Raw genomic sequence first — 14732 nt, 5'->3', positions numbered from 1 at the left:
GCGAGCTTACTGGCGCCGCTGCCCCGTAGGCTCTGCCGCATGGCCGGAACCCTGCCCGAACTCTTCGCTGCCGCGGTGCGCCGCGACGGCGCCAGCCCGTTTCTCACCTACTACGACGACGTGACCGGCGAACGGATCGAGCTGAGCGCCGTCACCACCGCGAACTGGATCGCCAAGACCGCGAACCTGCTCGTCGACGAGTACGACCTCGCGCCGGACGAAACCGTCGCCCTCGCGTTGCCGCCGCACTGGCTGGGCGTGGTCTGGGCGCTGGCCACCTGGTCCGCGGGTGCGGCGGTGACCACCGGTGCGGGCGACCTGGCGATCACCGGCCCGGACTTCCGCGCCGCGGGCCGGCGGGAGACGATCGCCACCGCCCTGCTGCCGCTCGGCGGAAGGTTCCGCGAGCCGGTGCCGGAGGGCGTGCACGACTACGGCGCCGAGGTCTACAACCACCCGGACCTGTTCGTCCCGGCCGACCCGCCGGCCGCCATCAGCCCGGCGTACGACGGCCGGACGCACGCCGACCTGATCGCGGCCGCGGAGCCGATCGCGGAGCGGGTGCTGACCACCCGCGACCTGGTTGCCCCGGCCGGGCTCGATCTGCTGGTCGGAGTGATCCTCGGAGGTGGTTCGCTCGTGCTCTGCCGCAATCTGGACCCGGCGAAGCGGGAGCGGCGGATCACCGACGAAAAGGTCGACCGAGTAGTGGAGGACTGAATGCAGCGTTTCGCGGGCAAGGTCGCGCTCGTCACGGCGGCGGCACAGGGCATCGGGGCCGGAGTGGCCCGGCGGATCGCGGCCGAGGGCGGCTCGGTCGTCGTCACCGATCTGCAGCAGGACAAGCTCGACGCGCTCGTCGCCGAGCTCGGCGACCAGCGCGCCCTCGCGGTGCGGGTCGACGTGACCCGGCGGGCGGAGGTCGACGCGGCCGTCGCGGCGGCGGTCGAGCGGTTCGGCCGGCTCGACGTCCTGGTCAACAACGCGGGCGGCTGCATCGTCACCTCGCTGCCCGAGGAGACGACCGTCGAGGAGTGGCGCCGCCAGCTGGACCTGACCCTGATCGGTGCGGCCCAGTGCGTCCAGGCCGCGCTCCCCCACCTGCTGGAGTCGCGCGGCAACGTCGTGACGATCAGCTCGGTGAACGGCCTGGCCGCGTTCGGCAACCTCGAGTACTCCGCGGCCAAGGCCGGCCAGGTCGCGATGACGAAGAACTTCGCCGCCCGCTACGGCTCCAGCGGCGTCCGGTTCAATGTCGTGGCTCCCGGCACCATCCGGACCCCGAACTGGGACCACCAGCCCGACACCCTGGAACGCTTCGCCGCCGCCTACCCGCTCGGCCGGGTCGGCGAGCCCGAGGACATCGCCGCCGCGACCGCCTTCCTGGCCTCCGACGACGCGGCCTGGATCACCGGCATCACGCTGCCGGTCGAGGGCGGCATCCTGCTCGGCCCGGGCATGTTGGACCTCACCCCGTCCGGCCCGACCGGCCAGCACGCCGCGGACTGAGTCCACCGACCGTTCCACACTGTGGACGGTCACCCGGGGTCAATCTGCAGTAACTCTATCGTCTTTGTATGACTACCACCCCGAGCTGGTCCTTCGAAACCCGCCAGATCCACGCCGGGCAGAGCTCCGACCCGACCACCAAGGCGCGGGCGCTGCCGATCTACCAGACCACGTCGTACACCTTCGACAGCACCGACCACGCGGCGAGCCTGTTCGGGCTGCAGGAGTTCGGCAACATCTACACCCGGATCCAGAACCCGACCCAGGACGCGGTCGAGCAGCGGATCGCCAGCCTGGAAGGTGGCACCGCCGCGCTGCTGGTGTCGTCCGGCCAGGCCGCCGAGTCGCTGGCCCTGCTGAACATCGCCGAGGCCGGCGACCACATCGTCAGCAGTCCCAGCCTGTACGGCGGCACGTACAACCTGTTCCACTACACCTTCCCCAAGCTCGGCATCGAGGTGTCGTTCGTCGACGACCCCAACGATTTGGCCTCCTGGCAGGCGGCGATCCGGCCGAACACCAAGGCGTTCTTCGCCGAGACGATCGCCAACCCGAAGAGCGAGATCCTCGACATCGAGGGCGTCGCCGGCGTCGCCCACGCGTACGGCGTCCCGCTGGTGGTCGACAACACCGTCGCCACGCCGTACCTGATCCGCCCGATCGAGCACGGCGCCGACGTGGTGGTGCACTCGGCCACCAAGTACCTCGGCGGGCACGGCACCGCGATCGCCGGCGTGATCGTCGACTCCGGCAGGTTCGACTACGCGGCGAACCCGGAGCGCTTCCCGGGCTTCAACCAGCCCGACCCGAGCTACCACGGCCTCACCTACGCCCAGGCCCTCGGCGTCGGCAGCGAGCTGGGCAACCTCGCGTACATCCTCAAGGCGCGGGTCCAGTGGTTGCGCGACCTCGGCCCGGCGGTGTCGCCGTTCAACGCGTTCCTGATCGCGCAGGGCCTGGAGACGCTGTCGCTGCGGATCGAGCGGCACGTGGACAACGCGCTCGAGGTCGCGCAGTGGCTGGAGGGCCGCGACGAGGTGGACGGCGTCGCCTACGCCGGCCTGCCGTCGTCGCCCTGGCACGCGCTGGCCCGCAAGTACGCGCCGCGCGGTGCGGGCGCGGTGGTCGCGTTCGAGATCAAGGGCGGCGTGGACGCCGGCAAGCGGTTCGTGGACGCGCTGGAGCTGCACAGCCACGTCGCGAACATCGGCGACGTGCGGTCGCTGGTGATCCACCCGGCCTCGACCACCCACAGCCAGCTGTCCGCCGAGGACCAGCTCGCCGCAGGCGTCACCCCGGGCCTGGTCCGGCTGGCCGTCGGCATCGAGCACATCGACGACATCCTGGCCGACCTCGAAGCCGGCTTCGCCGCGGCCAAGTCCGCCTGAGCGCCGATGAGCCAGGATCACGCCGTGCACGCACCAGGTCAGGTGGCCGGTGGGTGGCGGCCGGGTGATCCTGCCGCCGGGCGGCAGTTCGCCGAGCTCGGCGAGCTGCCGCTCGAGCGCGGCGGTTCGTTGCCTGACACAACGATCGCCTACGAGACCTGGGGCCGGCCGAACGCCGCCCGGGACAACGCCGTGCTGATCTGCCACGCCCTCACCGGGGACGCGCACGTCGTCGGTCCGGCCGGCCCGGGGCAACCGACCCCGGGCTGGTGGGACGGGCTGATCCCGGCGTACCTCGACCCCACCGACTGGTACGTCGTCGCCGCGAACGTGCTGGGCGGCTGCCAGGGATCCACCGGCCCGTCCTCGACCGCCCCGGACGGACGAGCCTGGGGCAGCCGGTTCCCGGCGATCACGATCCGGGACCAGGTGGCCGCCGAGGCCGCGCTGGCCGATGCGCTGGGGATCGACCGGTGGGCGGCGGTGATCGGCGGCTCGATGGGCGGCATGCGCGCGATCGAGTGGCCGCTGCTGTACCCCGACCGGGTGGCGACGGCCGTCGTGCTCGCCTCGACCGGGTACGCGTCGGCCGAGCAGATCGCCTGGTGCGCACCGCAGCTCGCCGCGATCGAGGCGGACCCGCACTGGCACGGCGGCGACTACTACGGCACCGGCGAGGCGCCGCTGGCGGGACTCGGTATCGCGCGGCGGATCGCGCACGTCACGTACCGGTCGGAGTACGAGCTGGCGATCCGGTTCGGGCGTACCCCGCAAGGCGACGGCCGGTTCGCCGTCGAGTCGTACCTCGATCACCACGCCGCCAAGCTCGCCGCCCGGTTCGACCCCGGCTCGTACGTCGTGCTGACCCGGGCGATGAACTCGCACGACATCGGCCGGGACCGCGGCGGACAACACGAGGCGCTGCGCGGCCTGCGTTCCCGGCTGGTCGTGGCCGCCGTCGACTCCGACCGGCTGTACCCGCCCCGCCTGTCGGCCGAACTCGTCGACGCCCACCCGGCCGCCGGCCCCCTCCACCTGGTGAAGTCGCCGTACGGGCACGACGGCTTCCTGATCGAGGTGGACCAGGTCGGCCAACTCGTCGCCGACGTCTTGCACTGATCCGTTCCGCCTCCTTGGACCGGGTGGTGGTTAGCGTGCTGGGGTGGAAATCGATCGTGGGGTGGCGGAGAACTACGACGAGTTGCCGTTGTGGTCGGCGCCGTTCGGGCAGTTGATCCTGGACCGGGTGCCGTTGCGGCGGGGGCAGACGGTGGTGGACATCGGCGCCGGCACCGGGTTCCTGACGGTGGAGCTGGCGCAGCGGTCAGCAGCCCGGGTGATCGCCGTCGATCCGTGGGCGGACGCGATGGACGTGCTGCGGCGCAAGGTGGAGTACCTCGGGCTGCGGGACGTCGAGCTGGTGGTGTCCGACGCGGCCCGGCTCGAACTGCCCGACGGGTCCGTCGACGTGGTGGTGTCCAACCTCGGGATCAACAACTTCGCCAACGCGGCGACCGTGCTCGCCGAGTGCCACCGCGTCCTGCGCCCAGGCGGGCACCTGCTGATCAGCACCAACCTGGTCGGCCACATGCAGGAGTTCTACGACGTACTCCGCGAGGTCGTCGGCGCCAGCGCCAAGCTCGACGAGCACCTCGGCCACCGGGCGACCGTCGAGGGCACGCTGGACCTGCTGACCACCGCCGGCTTCGCGGCGACCGCCGACCGGACGCAGTTCAGCATGCGCTTCGCCGACGGCACCGCCCTGCTCGACCACTACTTCATCCGCCTCGGCTTCCTCGACGGCTGGCTCGACGCCGTCGGCCCCGAAGCTCTCCACGCCACCGAGCAGCAACTCAACCGCCGCGGCGAACTCACCCTCACCATCCCAGCCGCCTGCTTCACCGCGGTCAGAAGCTAGGCAACGCCGCCAGCGCGCGCAGCGGCACTCCCGGCACTGCGATTCCGAACCACGCTCCCCGGCCCAGCCAGCAGAACCCCCGGTGCCGCCGGAAGGCCTGCGACACCAGCGAGCCGAGCACCACCGCTCCCAGCAACCCCGCCAGGATCCAGCCGAACAAGGGGAAGCCCCAGAGCAGTGCGGCGACCACCGCGACGTACCAGAGCATCCCGCCGATGAACGAGGCCGGGCTGTAGAGATCGTCCCTGGTCCGCCAGGGCTGTTCTACGCCGAGGCCGCACGGGCAAGCGGGCGACGGTTCGACGGCCTGCCAGGGACCTGCCGGGCCGTCGGGCTGGTGGCCGGTCAGTTCTTGGGCCATGACTCCCACGCGGAGGCGAACATCTCGTCGACGGTGTGGGTGTTCTTCCACTCCAGGTCGCGGGCGGCGAGCTCGCCGGACGCGACGACACGGGACGGATCGCCGGGGCGGCGGGGGCCTTCGGTGGGGGTGAAGTCGATGCCGGTGACGCGGCGGGCGGCGTCCATGATCTGGCGCACGCTCGTGCCGGTGCCGCTGCCCAGGTTGTAGACCGGCTCCAGCGACTTGCCGGAGTCCAGCGCGCGGGCGGCCGCGACGTGCGCCCGGGCGAGGTCGGCGACGTGCACGTAGTCCTTGACCGAGGTGCCGTCCGGCGTCGGGTGGTCGGTGCCGTAGATCTGCGGCACCTTGCCCTGGGTCAGCAGGTTGCAGACGATCGGGAACAGGTTGTACGGGCTCGCGTCGTACACCTTCGGGTCTCCGGAGCCGACCACGTTGAAGTAGCGCAGCGAGGTGTGCCGCAGCTCGACCGCCTTCGCCTGGTCCGCCAGCAGCCACTCGCCGACCAGCTTCGTCTCGCCGTACGGGCTCTGCGGGTCGGGCCGGGTCTGCTCGGTGACGACCTCGTCCTTCGGGGTGCCGTAGACGCCCGCGCTGGAGGAGAACACGATGTTGCGCACGCCCGTGTCGGCCATCGCGGTGAGCAGCGAGACCATCGCGGTGACGTTCTGCGTGTAGGTGTGCAGCGGCTTGTCCACCGACACCCCGGCGTACTTGTAGCCGGCCAGGTGCACGACGCCGCTGACGCCGTCCAGCGTCGTGCGCACCACGTCGGTGTCCAGCAGGTTCGCCTCGACGAACGGCACCCCGTCGACCAGGAAGTCGACCTTACCGCTCGACAGGTCGTCGATCACCACGACGTCGATCCCGTCGGCCGCGAACGCCCGCACCACGTGCGCCCCGATGTACCCCGCCCCACCCGTCACAAGCCAAGTCATGCGGCCTATCCTGCCAGTCCCGCGACCCCCTGTCCGAACCGGTCCGAATCGGTATCATCAGCCAATGATCGGACTGGTTCTCGCCGCGGGTGCCGGCCGCCGGCTGCGCCCGTACACGGACACGTTGCCGAAGGCGCTGGTCCCGATCGACGCCGGCACCACCCCGCTGGACCTCACGCTGGCGAACTTCGCCGAGGTCGGGCTGACCGACGCGGCGATCGTCGTCGGGTACGCCGCGGCCGCGATCGAGGCCAGGGTCGGCGACCTGCAGGACCGGTACGGCGTCCGGCTGCAGCTGGTGCACAACGACAAGGCCGAGATCTGGAACAACGCCTACTCGTTGTGGTGCGCCCGCGACCTGTTCGCCGAGGGGGTGCTGCTCGCCAACGGCGACACGGTGCACCCGGTCTCGGTCGAGCGCACGCTGCTCGACGCCCGCGGCGGTGACCGGCGGCTGATCCTCGCCCTGGACACCGAGAAGCAGCTCGCCGACGAGGAGATGAAGGTGGTCTGGGACGACGCGGTGGGCGTCCGGCGGATCACCAAGCTGATGGACCCGGCGACCGCGACCGGCGAGTACATCGGCGTCACCCTGATCGAGCCGGCCGCCGCCGGCGACCTGACCGCCGCGCTGCGCAAGACCTGGCAGAACGACCCGGACCTGTACTACGAGGACGGGTACCAGGTGCTTGCCGACGCCGGCTTCCGGATCGACGTCGCTCCGATCGGCGCGGTCGACTGGGTGGAGATCGACAACCACGCAGACCTGGCCCGGGCCCGGGAGATCGTATGCCCCTCCTAGCCCGCTTCGTCACCGCGCCGCTGGTCGTCGACGTCCGGCGGGGCGCGCTGCGGGAGCTGGCCGAGGTGCTCGCCGACCAGCGCATCTCGACCTCCGGCCGGGTCGCGATCGCGGTCGGTCCGACGTACGGGCCGATCGTGCAGAGCACGTTCGAGCACGGGCTGGTCGAGGCCGACTGGTTCACCGTGGACGGCGGCACGATCAACACCGCGATCAAGCTGGTCGAGCAGATCCGGCAGCACCGCTACGACGCGATCGTCGGGATCGGCGGCGGCACCGTGCTGGACGTGACCAAGTTCGCCGCGGCCCGGCTCGGGCTGCCGATGGTCGCGGTCGCCACCAACCTGGCCCACGACGGCATCGGCTCACCGATCAGCACGCTGGACAACGACGCCGGCCGCGGCTCGTACGGCGTTCCGGCGCCGATCGCGGTGATCGTCGACCTGGACCTGATCGCCCAGGCGCCGCCGCGCTCGGTCCGCTCCGGCATCGGCGAGATCGTCTCGAACCTGTCCGCGCTCGCCGACTGGGAGGCCGCGCACAGCCAGCACGGCGAGGAGATCGACGGGCTCGCGGTGTCGCTGGCCCGCACGTCGGCGCAGGCCGTGCTGCACCACCCCGGCAGCATCCTCGAAGAGACCTTTCTGGCCACGTTGGCCGAAGGGCTGGTGCTGTCCGGCATCTCGATGGTGGTGGCCGGCACGTCCCGGCCGTCGTCCGGCGCCTGCCACGAGATCTCGCACGCCATCGACCTGCTGCACCCCAGCCGGCGCGCGTTCCACGGTGAGCAGGTCGGGCTGGGCGCGGCGTTCGCGTGGTTCCTGCGCGGTGATCTGGCGGCCTTCCACACCACCGTCGACTGCCTGCACCGGCACGGGCTACCGGTCCGGCCGGCCGATCTCGGCTTCGGCCTGGAGGAGTTCGGCGAGATCGTCGCCTACGCGCCGCAGACCCGGCCCGGCCGGATCACCGTGCTGGAGGAGTCGGCGCTGACCCCGGCCCGGATCGCGGCGACGGTGGCCGCGTTCAACGACCACGTCTACGCCCGGATCGCCACCGGCGACGGCGGGATCACGCCTGAAGGAAGAATCCTGGAGGACCGGTGAGGCCGGACCCGGCGACCCGTCGGCTGGACTGGCCGGGCTGCCGCAACGCACGCGACCTCGGCGGCCTGCCGACGGCGGACGGCGGGGCGATCCGGACCGGTGCGCTGATCCGCGCGGACAGCCTGCAGCACCTGACCCCGGACGCCACCGAGACGGTTCGGCAGTCCGGGGTGAGCCGGATCCTGGACCTGCGGTCGCACGGCGAGGTGACCGGCTTCCCGACACCGTTCACCGGCGACTCGCTCGGCCTGCACCTGTCACTGCAGGACCCGGCTGACCCACCCAGTACGGCGACCACGATCGTCGAGTCCTGCACCGAGATGCTCGACCGGCACCCCGAGCTGGTCGCCGCCGCCCTGCTGGCGATCGTCGAGGCGCCGCCGGGCGCCGTGGTCGTGCACTGCGTCGGCGGCAAGGACCGGACCGGGGTGATCGTCGCGCTAGCCCTCGCGGTCGCCGGCGTGCCCGAGGACGAGATCGTCGCCGACTACTTCCTCACCCAGGAGAACCTGGCGCCCTTGCTGGCCGAGCAACTGGCGGCCGAGCCCGACACGTCGCAGCACGCCTGGCTGGTCGAGTTCCGCGACACCCGTGCGGAGTCGATGACCGCGATCCTGCGCCACCTCGACACGACGTACGGCGGACCCGTCGCATATCTGCGGCACGCCGGCCTCACCGAGGAGCAGTTGGCTGCTTTGCGGGCCCGCCTCACGGCCTGACAACGCTCGGCGCGAAGGCCGGAACACACCGCAATCGCTGTGTCACCGAGAGATCCGGTCACCGAGGGTGGCCGAGCAACCCCGGCTGAAACGGTTCAGAGCGCGCCGATGTGAGGTCCGAGGCCCGCGCCCAGTAGATTGGCCCGCATGTCAACCGCCGCCGAGTCGGCCAAGACCGCTGAGATCGCGGCACTGGCCGAACGCTACGGGTTGTTCAGGAGTGCGGCGCGACCGCCGCTCCGGAGCTACCTTCGTGAACTGTGGGGACGCCGCCAGTTCATCTACAGCTACGCCCGCGCACGGACCTATGCGCTCTACGCGGGAGCGCGACTGGGATCGGTCTGGCAGGTCCTCACTCCGCTGCTGAACGCCGGGGTGTACGCCCTGGCCTTCGGTCTGCTGCTCGGGACCGCGACAGGCATCGAGAACTACGCCGCGTTCCTGATCTGCGGCATGTTCGTCTTCACCTTCACTCAGCGGTCGATGACCGAGGGGTCGCGCGCGATCTCGACCAACATGTCGCTGATCCGCACCCTGCACTTCCCCCGCGCCACGCTGCCGCTGGCCTACGTGGTGAACGAGCTGAACCAGCTGTTCATCTCGATGGGCATCCTGCTGGTGCTGGTCGGGTTCACCGACGGGCCGGCCTGGCGCTGGTTCCTGATCGTGCCGGCACTGCTGCTGCAGACGATGTTCAACATCGGCATGACGCTGATCTTCGCCCGGCTGGGCACGTTCCTGACCGACATCAGCCAGCTGCTGCCGTTCATCACCCGGACCTGGCTGTACGCGTCCGGCATCTTCTTCTCCATCCCGGACAAGCTGCGGGACGCCGACGCGCCGGGCTGGGTCATCCACGTGCTGGCCCTGAACCCGATCTCGGCGTACATCGACATCGTCCGCCGCGCCCTGCTGGAGTCGCACGCCGAGCACGAACTGCCGAATGCCTGGCCGATCGCGATCGGCTGGGCGGTGGTGACCCTGGTCGGCGGATTCATCTACTTCTGGCGTGCGGAGGACAGGTATGGCCGTGGCTGAACAGGCAGCTCCGACGCCGGCGGCGGTGCCGCCGGCCGGTGAAGCTGTCCCGACGGTGATCGCGGACAACGTCAACATCATCTACAAGGTCGCGGCCGGCTCCGGCGGCAAGGGCACCGCGGCGACCGCCTTCCGGCGGATCCTGAAGCGCCAGGACCGGCCCACCATCCGCGAGGTGCACGCGGTCAAGAACGTCTCGTTCACCGCGTACAAGGGCGACGCGATCGGCCTGATCGGCCGCAACGGCTCCGGCAAGTCGACCCTGCTGCGGGCGATCGCGGGCCTGCTGCCGCCGGCCTCGGGTGCGATCTACACCGGCGGCCAGCCGTCCCTGCTGGGCGTCAACGCCGCGATGATGAACGACCTGACCGGTGACCGCAACGTCGTGCTGGGCTGTCTCGCGATGGGCATGAGCGCCGAGGAGATCGAGCAACGCTACGACGAGATCGTCGAGTTCTCCGGCATCGGCGACTTCATCGACCTGCCGATGTCGACGTACTCGTCGGGCATGTCGGCCCGGCTGAAGTTCGCGATCGCCTCGGCCAAGACCCACGACATCCTGCTCGTCGACGAGGCGCTGGCCACCGGCGACGCGGAGTTCCGGGTCCGGTCGGAGCAGAAGATCAAGGACCTGCGTGACCAGGCCGGCACGGTCTTCCTGGTCAGTCACTCGCTGGACGTCGTGCTGGACACCTGCAACCGGGCGATCTGGCTCGACAAGGGGGTGTTGCGGATGGACGGCGACGTCAAGGAAGTGGTCGACGCCTACAACAAGGAAGCCACCGGCAAGCGCTGACGCCCGCCGTGCAGTACCGTTGATGCAACCGAACGTTGCAGAACCGGGAGATGCCGTGGAGTACGCCAGCCTGGAACGCGAGATCCACATCGACGCCTCGCCGGAGGTGGTCTTCGAGGTGGTCAGCAGCCCGGAGCACCTGCGGGAGTGGTGGCCCGACGACGCCGACCTGTCGCCGGTGCCCGGCGGCACCGGCGAGCTCGTCTTCGGCGACCGCAGCGGCCCCGACGCGCAGGTCGTCGCGCTGACCGTGGTGGAGGTCGAGCCGCCGCGCCGGTTCTCCTTCCGCTGGGTCTATCCCGGCGACGAGCCGGCGACGGCGGCGAACTCGCTGCTGGTCACCATCGACCTGGTCCCGGCCGGCGACGGCACCGTACTGCGGCTGACCGAGACGGGCTTCCGGGAGAAGGGCTGGGAGGTCGCGGTGCTCGAGCAGGCCTACCGCGAGCACGAGACCGGCTGGGACCACTTCCTGCCCCGGCTGGACGCCTACGTCACCCGACTGGTCGCCCGCCGATGACCACCGCGGTCGACGACGACCTCTGGTCCGCGATCGGCGACCCGACCCGTCGCCGCATGCTCGACCTGCTGCTGGCCGAGGGCGGCGGCACCGCCACCTCGCTCAGCGAACAGCTTCCGGTCACCAGGCAGGCCGTCGCCAAGCACCTCGGCGTACTGGACCGGGTGGGACTGGTGCACGTCACCCCGGCCGGCCGGGAGATGCGCTACCGGGTCGACGACGAGCAGCTCGCCCGGGCCGCGGCGCAACTCGCCACCGTCGGCGCCGCCTGGGACGGCCGTCTGCGCCGGATCAAGCGCATCGCCGAAACCATTCAACGCAACCAGCAGCAGAAACCCGACAGCTGAGGCCCGCGCGCGGCCGCGCTCACCGCAGCGCGTCCGCGCGGGCGAGCAGGTACCGGCGTTCGACCTCGTTGGCGGTGAGACCGGCGGCCGACAGGTAGCTCGCCCGAGCGGCTGCGCGGTCGCCGGTGGACTCCAGCAGATGGGCCCGGACCGCCGGCTCCCGATGCCGGGTCAGCGGGTCCTCGGCCAGGTGATACGTCGCGTTGAGGTCGTCCAGCAGGGCCAGTCCTCGCTGCGGACCGAAGGCCTTCGCCACGGCCACGACGCGGCTGAGCCGGATCGGAGCGGTGGGGGCCAGCTTTTCCAGCCAGAGGTAGAGCGCGGCGATCTGCGGCCAGTCCGTCTCCTCGGCGGAGGCGGACTGGGCGTGCACCGCGGCGATCGCGGCCTGGAGCTGGTACGGGCCGACCTCGCGCTGCGCCCAGACGGTCTCGATCAGCGCGACGCCTTCGTCGATCAGCTGACGGTCCCACTGGGACCGGTCCTGGTCCTCCAACTGCACGAGGTGGTTGTCCGCGTCGGCCCGGGTCGAGCGCCGCGACTCGGTCAGCAGCATCAGGGCCAGCAGGCCGCCGACCTCCGCATCGCCGGGCAGCAGGCGGCGCAGCATCCGGGTCAGCCGGATCGCCTCCGCGGTGAGGTCGGTCCGGGCGAGGCGATCCCCTCGGGTGGCGGTGTAGCCCTCGTTGAAGATCAGGTAGAGCACGTGCCGGACGGCCGCGACCCGGTCGTCGCGGTCGTTGTCGGTCGGCGGGCTGAACCGTGCGCCACTGTCCCGGAGCCGCTGCTTGGCCCGGCTGATCCGGGTGGACATGGACGCCTCGGTCACGCCGTACGCGTGGGCGATCTCCGCCGTCGTCAGGCCGCCGACCGCTCGGAGCGTCAGGGCGACCTGCGAGCCCGGGCTCAGCGCCGGGTGGCAGCACAGGAACAGCAGCAACAGGCTGTCGTCCTGGTCGGCCGGGCTCGAGGCGGCCGGGTTCGGGACGACCTGGTCGGCGACCTGCTGCTCCCGCCGGCGGGCGGCCTGCTCGGAGCGCAGCAGATCGACCATTCGCCGGTACCCGACCCGGATCAGCCAGCTCCGCGGATCGACCGGAACACCTTCCGCGGGCCATCGCCGGCTGGCGGCCAGCAGGGCCTCCTGGGTGGCGTCCTCCGCAATGTCGAAGTGGCTGAATCTGCGGACCAGCGCGCCGAGCACCTGCGGCGCCTCGGTGCGCAGCAGGTGCTCGATCTCGTCGGTGGCAACCATCAGTGGGTCAGGCTCCGGTCAGGATCCGAACTCCGGCCCCATGATCGGCCGGATCTCCATCGGCTCGCCCAGGACCTCGACCATCCGGGTGACGATGTCGGTCGCCCGCTCCAGGCTCACGCAGTCGAGCACCGCGAAGCTCGCCAGGACTTCCTTCAGCTCGGCGAACGGCCCGTCGGTGGCCACCACCCCGGCGTCGGTCTTCCGGACAGTGGTCGTCACCGCCGGGTGCCCGAGCCCTTCGCTGGTGACGAACTCCCCCGTCTCGCGCAACTCGGCCTCGAACTTCTGGTACGCCGCGAACGCGGCCAGCGCCTCCTCGGACGGGGTGTCCGCGGTCTCGGCGTCCCAGCTCGCGGCGGGGGTGTAGCTCAGCAGCAGGAACTTCATCGACGTCTCTCCTTTGTCCGAAGTGGTCACCGGCTACCTCGGTGCCGGCAGGCGGATCTCAACAATCCTCAGCTGTGACCTGGATCACATCGATTCCACGTTGAAGTCATCCCGACCGGCTCCGAGGTGTCGGTGAGTGCGGCCGACGGGGCCCACCGGAGATCGAGGAGACCACCATGAACGAGATCGTGCAGCCGAGTGCGGACCTGAAGGCGCTGGACCGGCTGGTCGGTGAGTGGACCGTGACCGGAGGCGCGGAGGGCGTCGTGCGGTACGAGTGGATGGAGGGCGGGTTCTTCCTGCTGCAGCACGTCGAGCTGACCCAGTACGGCCAGTCGATCACCGGGCTGGAGGTCATCGGTCACCTGCGGCCGTTCGGCGAACCGGCCGGGGCCGATGTGGTGTCCCGTTTCTACGACGCGGCCGGCAACACCCTCGACTACACCTACGAGCTGAGCGGGGACAAGCTGACGATTTGGGGTGGCCCGAAGGGCAGCCCGGCGTACTTCGAGGGCACGTTCAGCGCCGACGACCAGGTGATGAGCGGTGAGTGGATCTACCCCGGCGGCGGTGGCTACGAGTCCACCATGACCCGCCGCTGACGCCGTACGGCTCAGGCCGTGCCCGGCGTGGTGAGCGCCGGGCCGGCCGGCTTCTCCTGCAGGCCGACGATGAAGCCGAGGCCCCAGGAGATGTGCATGGTCGCGATCACGGCCGGCAGCCAGAACAGCGCTTTCCACGGCAGGTAGCGGCCTTCCATCGCGGAGCCGGCGATCACAGCCAGCGCGTAGCCGAGCGGGATCACGAACCCCAGGTCGAGCAGGCTGCTGCCGACGATCAGGCCGACGATGCCGACGATCGTGCCGAGGGCGAGCAGCGCCACCGCGACCGGCGGGGCCAGGTACCGCTTGCTGGCGGTCTCCGGGTGCCGGCGGATCACCTCGCGGCGCCACTGGCCGGTGTGGAAGAACTGCTTGGCGACGGCCGCCAGCGAGGAGCGCGGCCGGTAGGTCACCGACAGGTCGGGGCTGAACCAGATCAGCCCGCCGGTCTTGCGGATCCGGTAGTTGAGCTCCCAGTCCTGGGCGCGGTGCATCGACTCGTCGAAGCCACCGACCCGCTCCAGCGCCGCGCGCCGGAAGACGCCCAGGTAGACGGTGTCGGCGGGCCCGGCCTGGCCGCCCTGGTGGAAGGTCGAGGCGCCGAGCCCGAGCCGGGACCGGTACGCGCAGGCGACCGCCATCTCGAACGCCGTGCGGCCCTCGGCCGCCATCACGCCGCCGACGTTGTCCGCGCCGCTCTCCTCCAGCACCTCGACCGCCCGGGTGATGTAGCCCTGGGTCAGCACGCCGTGCCCGTCGACCCGGACCACGATGTCGTGCTTGGCCTGGGCGATGCCGACGTTCAGCCCGGCCGGGGTCTTGCCGGTCGGGTTCGGCACGATGGTGATCCGGGAGTCCGCCGCGGCCAGCCGCTCGGCGATCTGCTCGGTCCGGTCCTTGCTCGGGCCGATCGCGAGCACGACCTCCAGCTCGCCGGGGTACTCCTGGTCGAGAACGCGGCCGACCGCCTCCTCGAGGTGGCGTTCCTCGTTCAGCACGGGCATCACGACGGAGACCGGGGGCCAGTTGGACAGCGGCATCTT

At 70.9% G+C, this 14732-nt stretch carries 18 protein-coding genes; 13 read left to right on the top strand and 5 right to left on the bottom strand.

Annotated elements, in window-relative coordinates; genetic code table 11:
- The first annotated feature begins 39 nt into the window (after window positions 1-39).
- From KFLA_RS07780 to KFLA_RS07760, 5 genes are all read left to right on the top strand, one after another.
- Window positions 40-720: a TIGR03089 family protein gene (locus KFLA_RS07780; RefSeq protein WP_012919231.1), complete on the top strand. Its 681-nt coding sequence runs from the start codon at window positions 40-42 to the stop codon at window positions 718-720.
- Window positions 721-1509 carry an SDR family NAD(P)-dependent oxidoreductase gene (locus tag KFLA_RS07775; RefSeq protein WP_012919230.1) on the top strand — a complete coding sequence of 263 codons (789 nt, stop codon included), beginning with the start codon at window positions 721-723 and terminating at the stop codon, window positions 1507-1509.
- A gap of 68 nt (window positions 1510-1577) precedes the next feature.
- A complete protein-coding gene (locus tag KFLA_RS07770) occupies window positions 1578-2897 on the top strand; it encodes a bifunctional o-acetylhomoserine/o-acetylserine sulfhydrylase (protein ID WP_012919229.1) in 1320 nt (439 codons plus the stop codon).
- A 6-nt stretch (window positions 2898-2903) separates the two neighbouring features.
- The gene (metX, locus tag KFLA_RS07765) at window positions 2904-4016 is read left to right on the top strand and encodes a homoserine O-acetyltransferase MetX (RefSeq protein WP_012919228.1); all 1113 of its coding nucleotides are present in this window, start codon (window positions 2904-2906) and stop codon (window positions 4014-4016) included.
- Between the two features lie 43 nt (window positions 4017-4059).
- Window positions 4060-4815 (top strand): class I SAM-dependent methyltransferase, encoded by a 756-nt coding sequence (locus tag KFLA_RS07760; RefSeq protein WP_012919227.1) that lies wholly within the window; start codon window positions 4060-4062, stop codon window positions 4813-4815.
- Here KFLA_RS07760 and KFLA_RS37315 read toward each other — a convergent pair.
- Together KFLA_RS37315 and galE are read right to left on the bottom strand one after the other, a co-directional pair.
- Complete coding sequence (locus KFLA_RS37315) at window positions 4805-5176, bottom strand: hypothetical protein (RefSeq protein WP_148256574.1); 372 nt, start codon at window positions 5174-5176, stop codon at window positions 4805-4807. The genes KFLA_RS07760 and KFLA_RS37315 overlap by 11 nt on opposite strands.
- A complete protein-coding gene (gene galE / locus KFLA_RS07750) occupies window positions 5161-6114 on the bottom strand; it encodes a UDP-glucose 4-epimerase GalE (RefSeq protein ID WP_012919225.1) in 954 nt (317 codons plus the stop codon). The genes KFLA_RS37315 and galE overlap by 16 nt, the downstream gene beginning before the upstream one ends.
- Before the next feature lie 64 nt (window positions 6115-6178).
- Between galE and KFLA_RS07745 the strand changes: the two genes are divergently transcribed.
- The 7 genes from KFLA_RS07745 to KFLA_RS07715 all read left to right on the top strand — a co-directional run bounded on the left by KFLA_RS07745 (window position 6179) and on the right by KFLA_RS07715 (window position 11442).
- A complete protein-coding gene (locus tag KFLA_RS07745; RefSeq protein ID WP_012919224.1) occupies window positions 6179-6916 on the top strand; it encodes a phosphocholine cytidylyltransferase family protein in 738 nt (245 codons plus the stop codon).
- Window positions 6904-8022 carry an iron-containing alcohol dehydrogenase family protein gene (locus KFLA_RS07740; RefSeq protein ID WP_012919223.1) on the top strand — a complete coding sequence of 373 codons (1119 nt, stop codon included), beginning with the start codon at window positions 6904-6906 and terminating at the stop codon, window positions 8020-8022. The genes KFLA_RS07745 and KFLA_RS07740 overlap by 13 nt, the downstream gene beginning before the upstream one ends.
- Window positions 8019-8741, top strand: a complete 723-nt coding sequence (locus KFLA_RS07735) for a tyrosine-protein phosphatase (RefSeq protein ID WP_012919222.1) — start codon at window positions 8019-8021, stop codon at window positions 8739-8741. Before KFLA_RS07740 ends, KFLA_RS07735 begins: the two co-directional genes overlap by 4 nt.
- Window positions 8742-8888: 147 nt before the next feature.
- The gene (locus tag KFLA_RS07730; RefSeq protein WP_012919221.1) at window positions 8889-9779 is read left to right on the top strand and encodes an ABC transporter permease; all 891 of its coding nucleotides are present in this window, start codon (window positions 8889-8891) and stop codon (window positions 9777-9779) included.
- Window positions 9766-10575: an ABC transporter ATP-binding protein gene (locus KFLA_RS07725; protein WP_012919220.1), complete on the top strand. Its 810-nt coding sequence runs from the start codon at window positions 9766-9768 to the stop codon at window positions 10573-10575. The genes KFLA_RS07730 and KFLA_RS07725 overlap by 14 nt, the downstream gene beginning before the upstream one ends.
- Before the next feature lie 55 nt (window positions 10576-10630).
- Window positions 10631-11095 (top strand): SRPBCC family protein, encoded by a 465-nt coding sequence (locus tag KFLA_RS07720; protein WP_012919219.1) that lies wholly within the window; start codon window positions 10631-10633, stop codon window positions 11093-11095.
- Window positions 11092-11442 (top strand): ArsR/SmtB family transcription factor, encoded by a 351-nt coding sequence (locus KFLA_RS07715; protein WP_012919218.1) that lies wholly within the window; start codon window positions 11092-11094, stop codon window positions 11440-11442. Before KFLA_RS07720 ends, KFLA_RS07715 begins: the two co-directional genes overlap by 4 nt.
- A gap of 19 nt (window positions 11443-11461) precedes the next feature.
- Here KFLA_RS07715 and KFLA_RS07710 read toward each other — a convergent pair whose 3' ends face one another.
- Together KFLA_RS07710 and KFLA_RS07705 are read right to left on the bottom strand one after the other, a co-directional pair.
- Complete coding sequence (locus KFLA_RS07710) at window positions 11462-12697, bottom strand: RNA polymerase sigma factor (RefSeq protein ID WP_012919217.1); 1236 nt, start codon at window positions 12695-12697, stop codon at window positions 11462-11464.
- Window positions 12698-12715: 18 nt separating this feature from the next.
- A complete protein-coding gene (locus KFLA_RS07705; protein ID WP_012919216.1) occupies window positions 12716-13087 on the bottom strand; it encodes a YciI family protein in 372 nt (123 codons plus the stop codon).
- Between the two features lie 176 nt (window positions 13088-13263).
- Between KFLA_RS07705 and KFLA_RS07700 the strand changes: the two genes are divergently transcribed.
- Window positions 13264-13689 (top strand): hypothetical protein, encoded by a 426-nt coding sequence (locus tag KFLA_RS07700; RefSeq protein WP_012919215.1) that lies wholly within the window; start codon window positions 13264-13266, stop codon window positions 13687-13689.
- Between the two features lie 11 nt (window positions 13690-13700).
- Here the strand turns inward: KFLA_RS07700 and KFLA_RS07695 are convergent, their stop codons facing one another.
- Window positions 13701-14729: a glycosyltransferase family 2 protein gene (locus KFLA_RS07695; RefSeq protein ID WP_012919214.1), complete on the bottom strand. Its 1029-nt coding sequence runs from the start codon at window positions 14727-14729 to the stop codon at window positions 13701-13703.
- Window positions 14730-14732: the final 3 nt, after the last annotated feature.

The sequence above is a fragment of the Kribbella flavida DSM 17836 genome (assembly GCF_000024345.1).
Classification (GTDB): domain Bacteria; phylum Actinomycetota; class Actinomycetes; order Propionibacteriales; family Kribbellaceae; genus Kribbella; species Kribbella flavida.
This window is presented reverse-complemented; position numbering and strand designations above follow the sequence as displayed.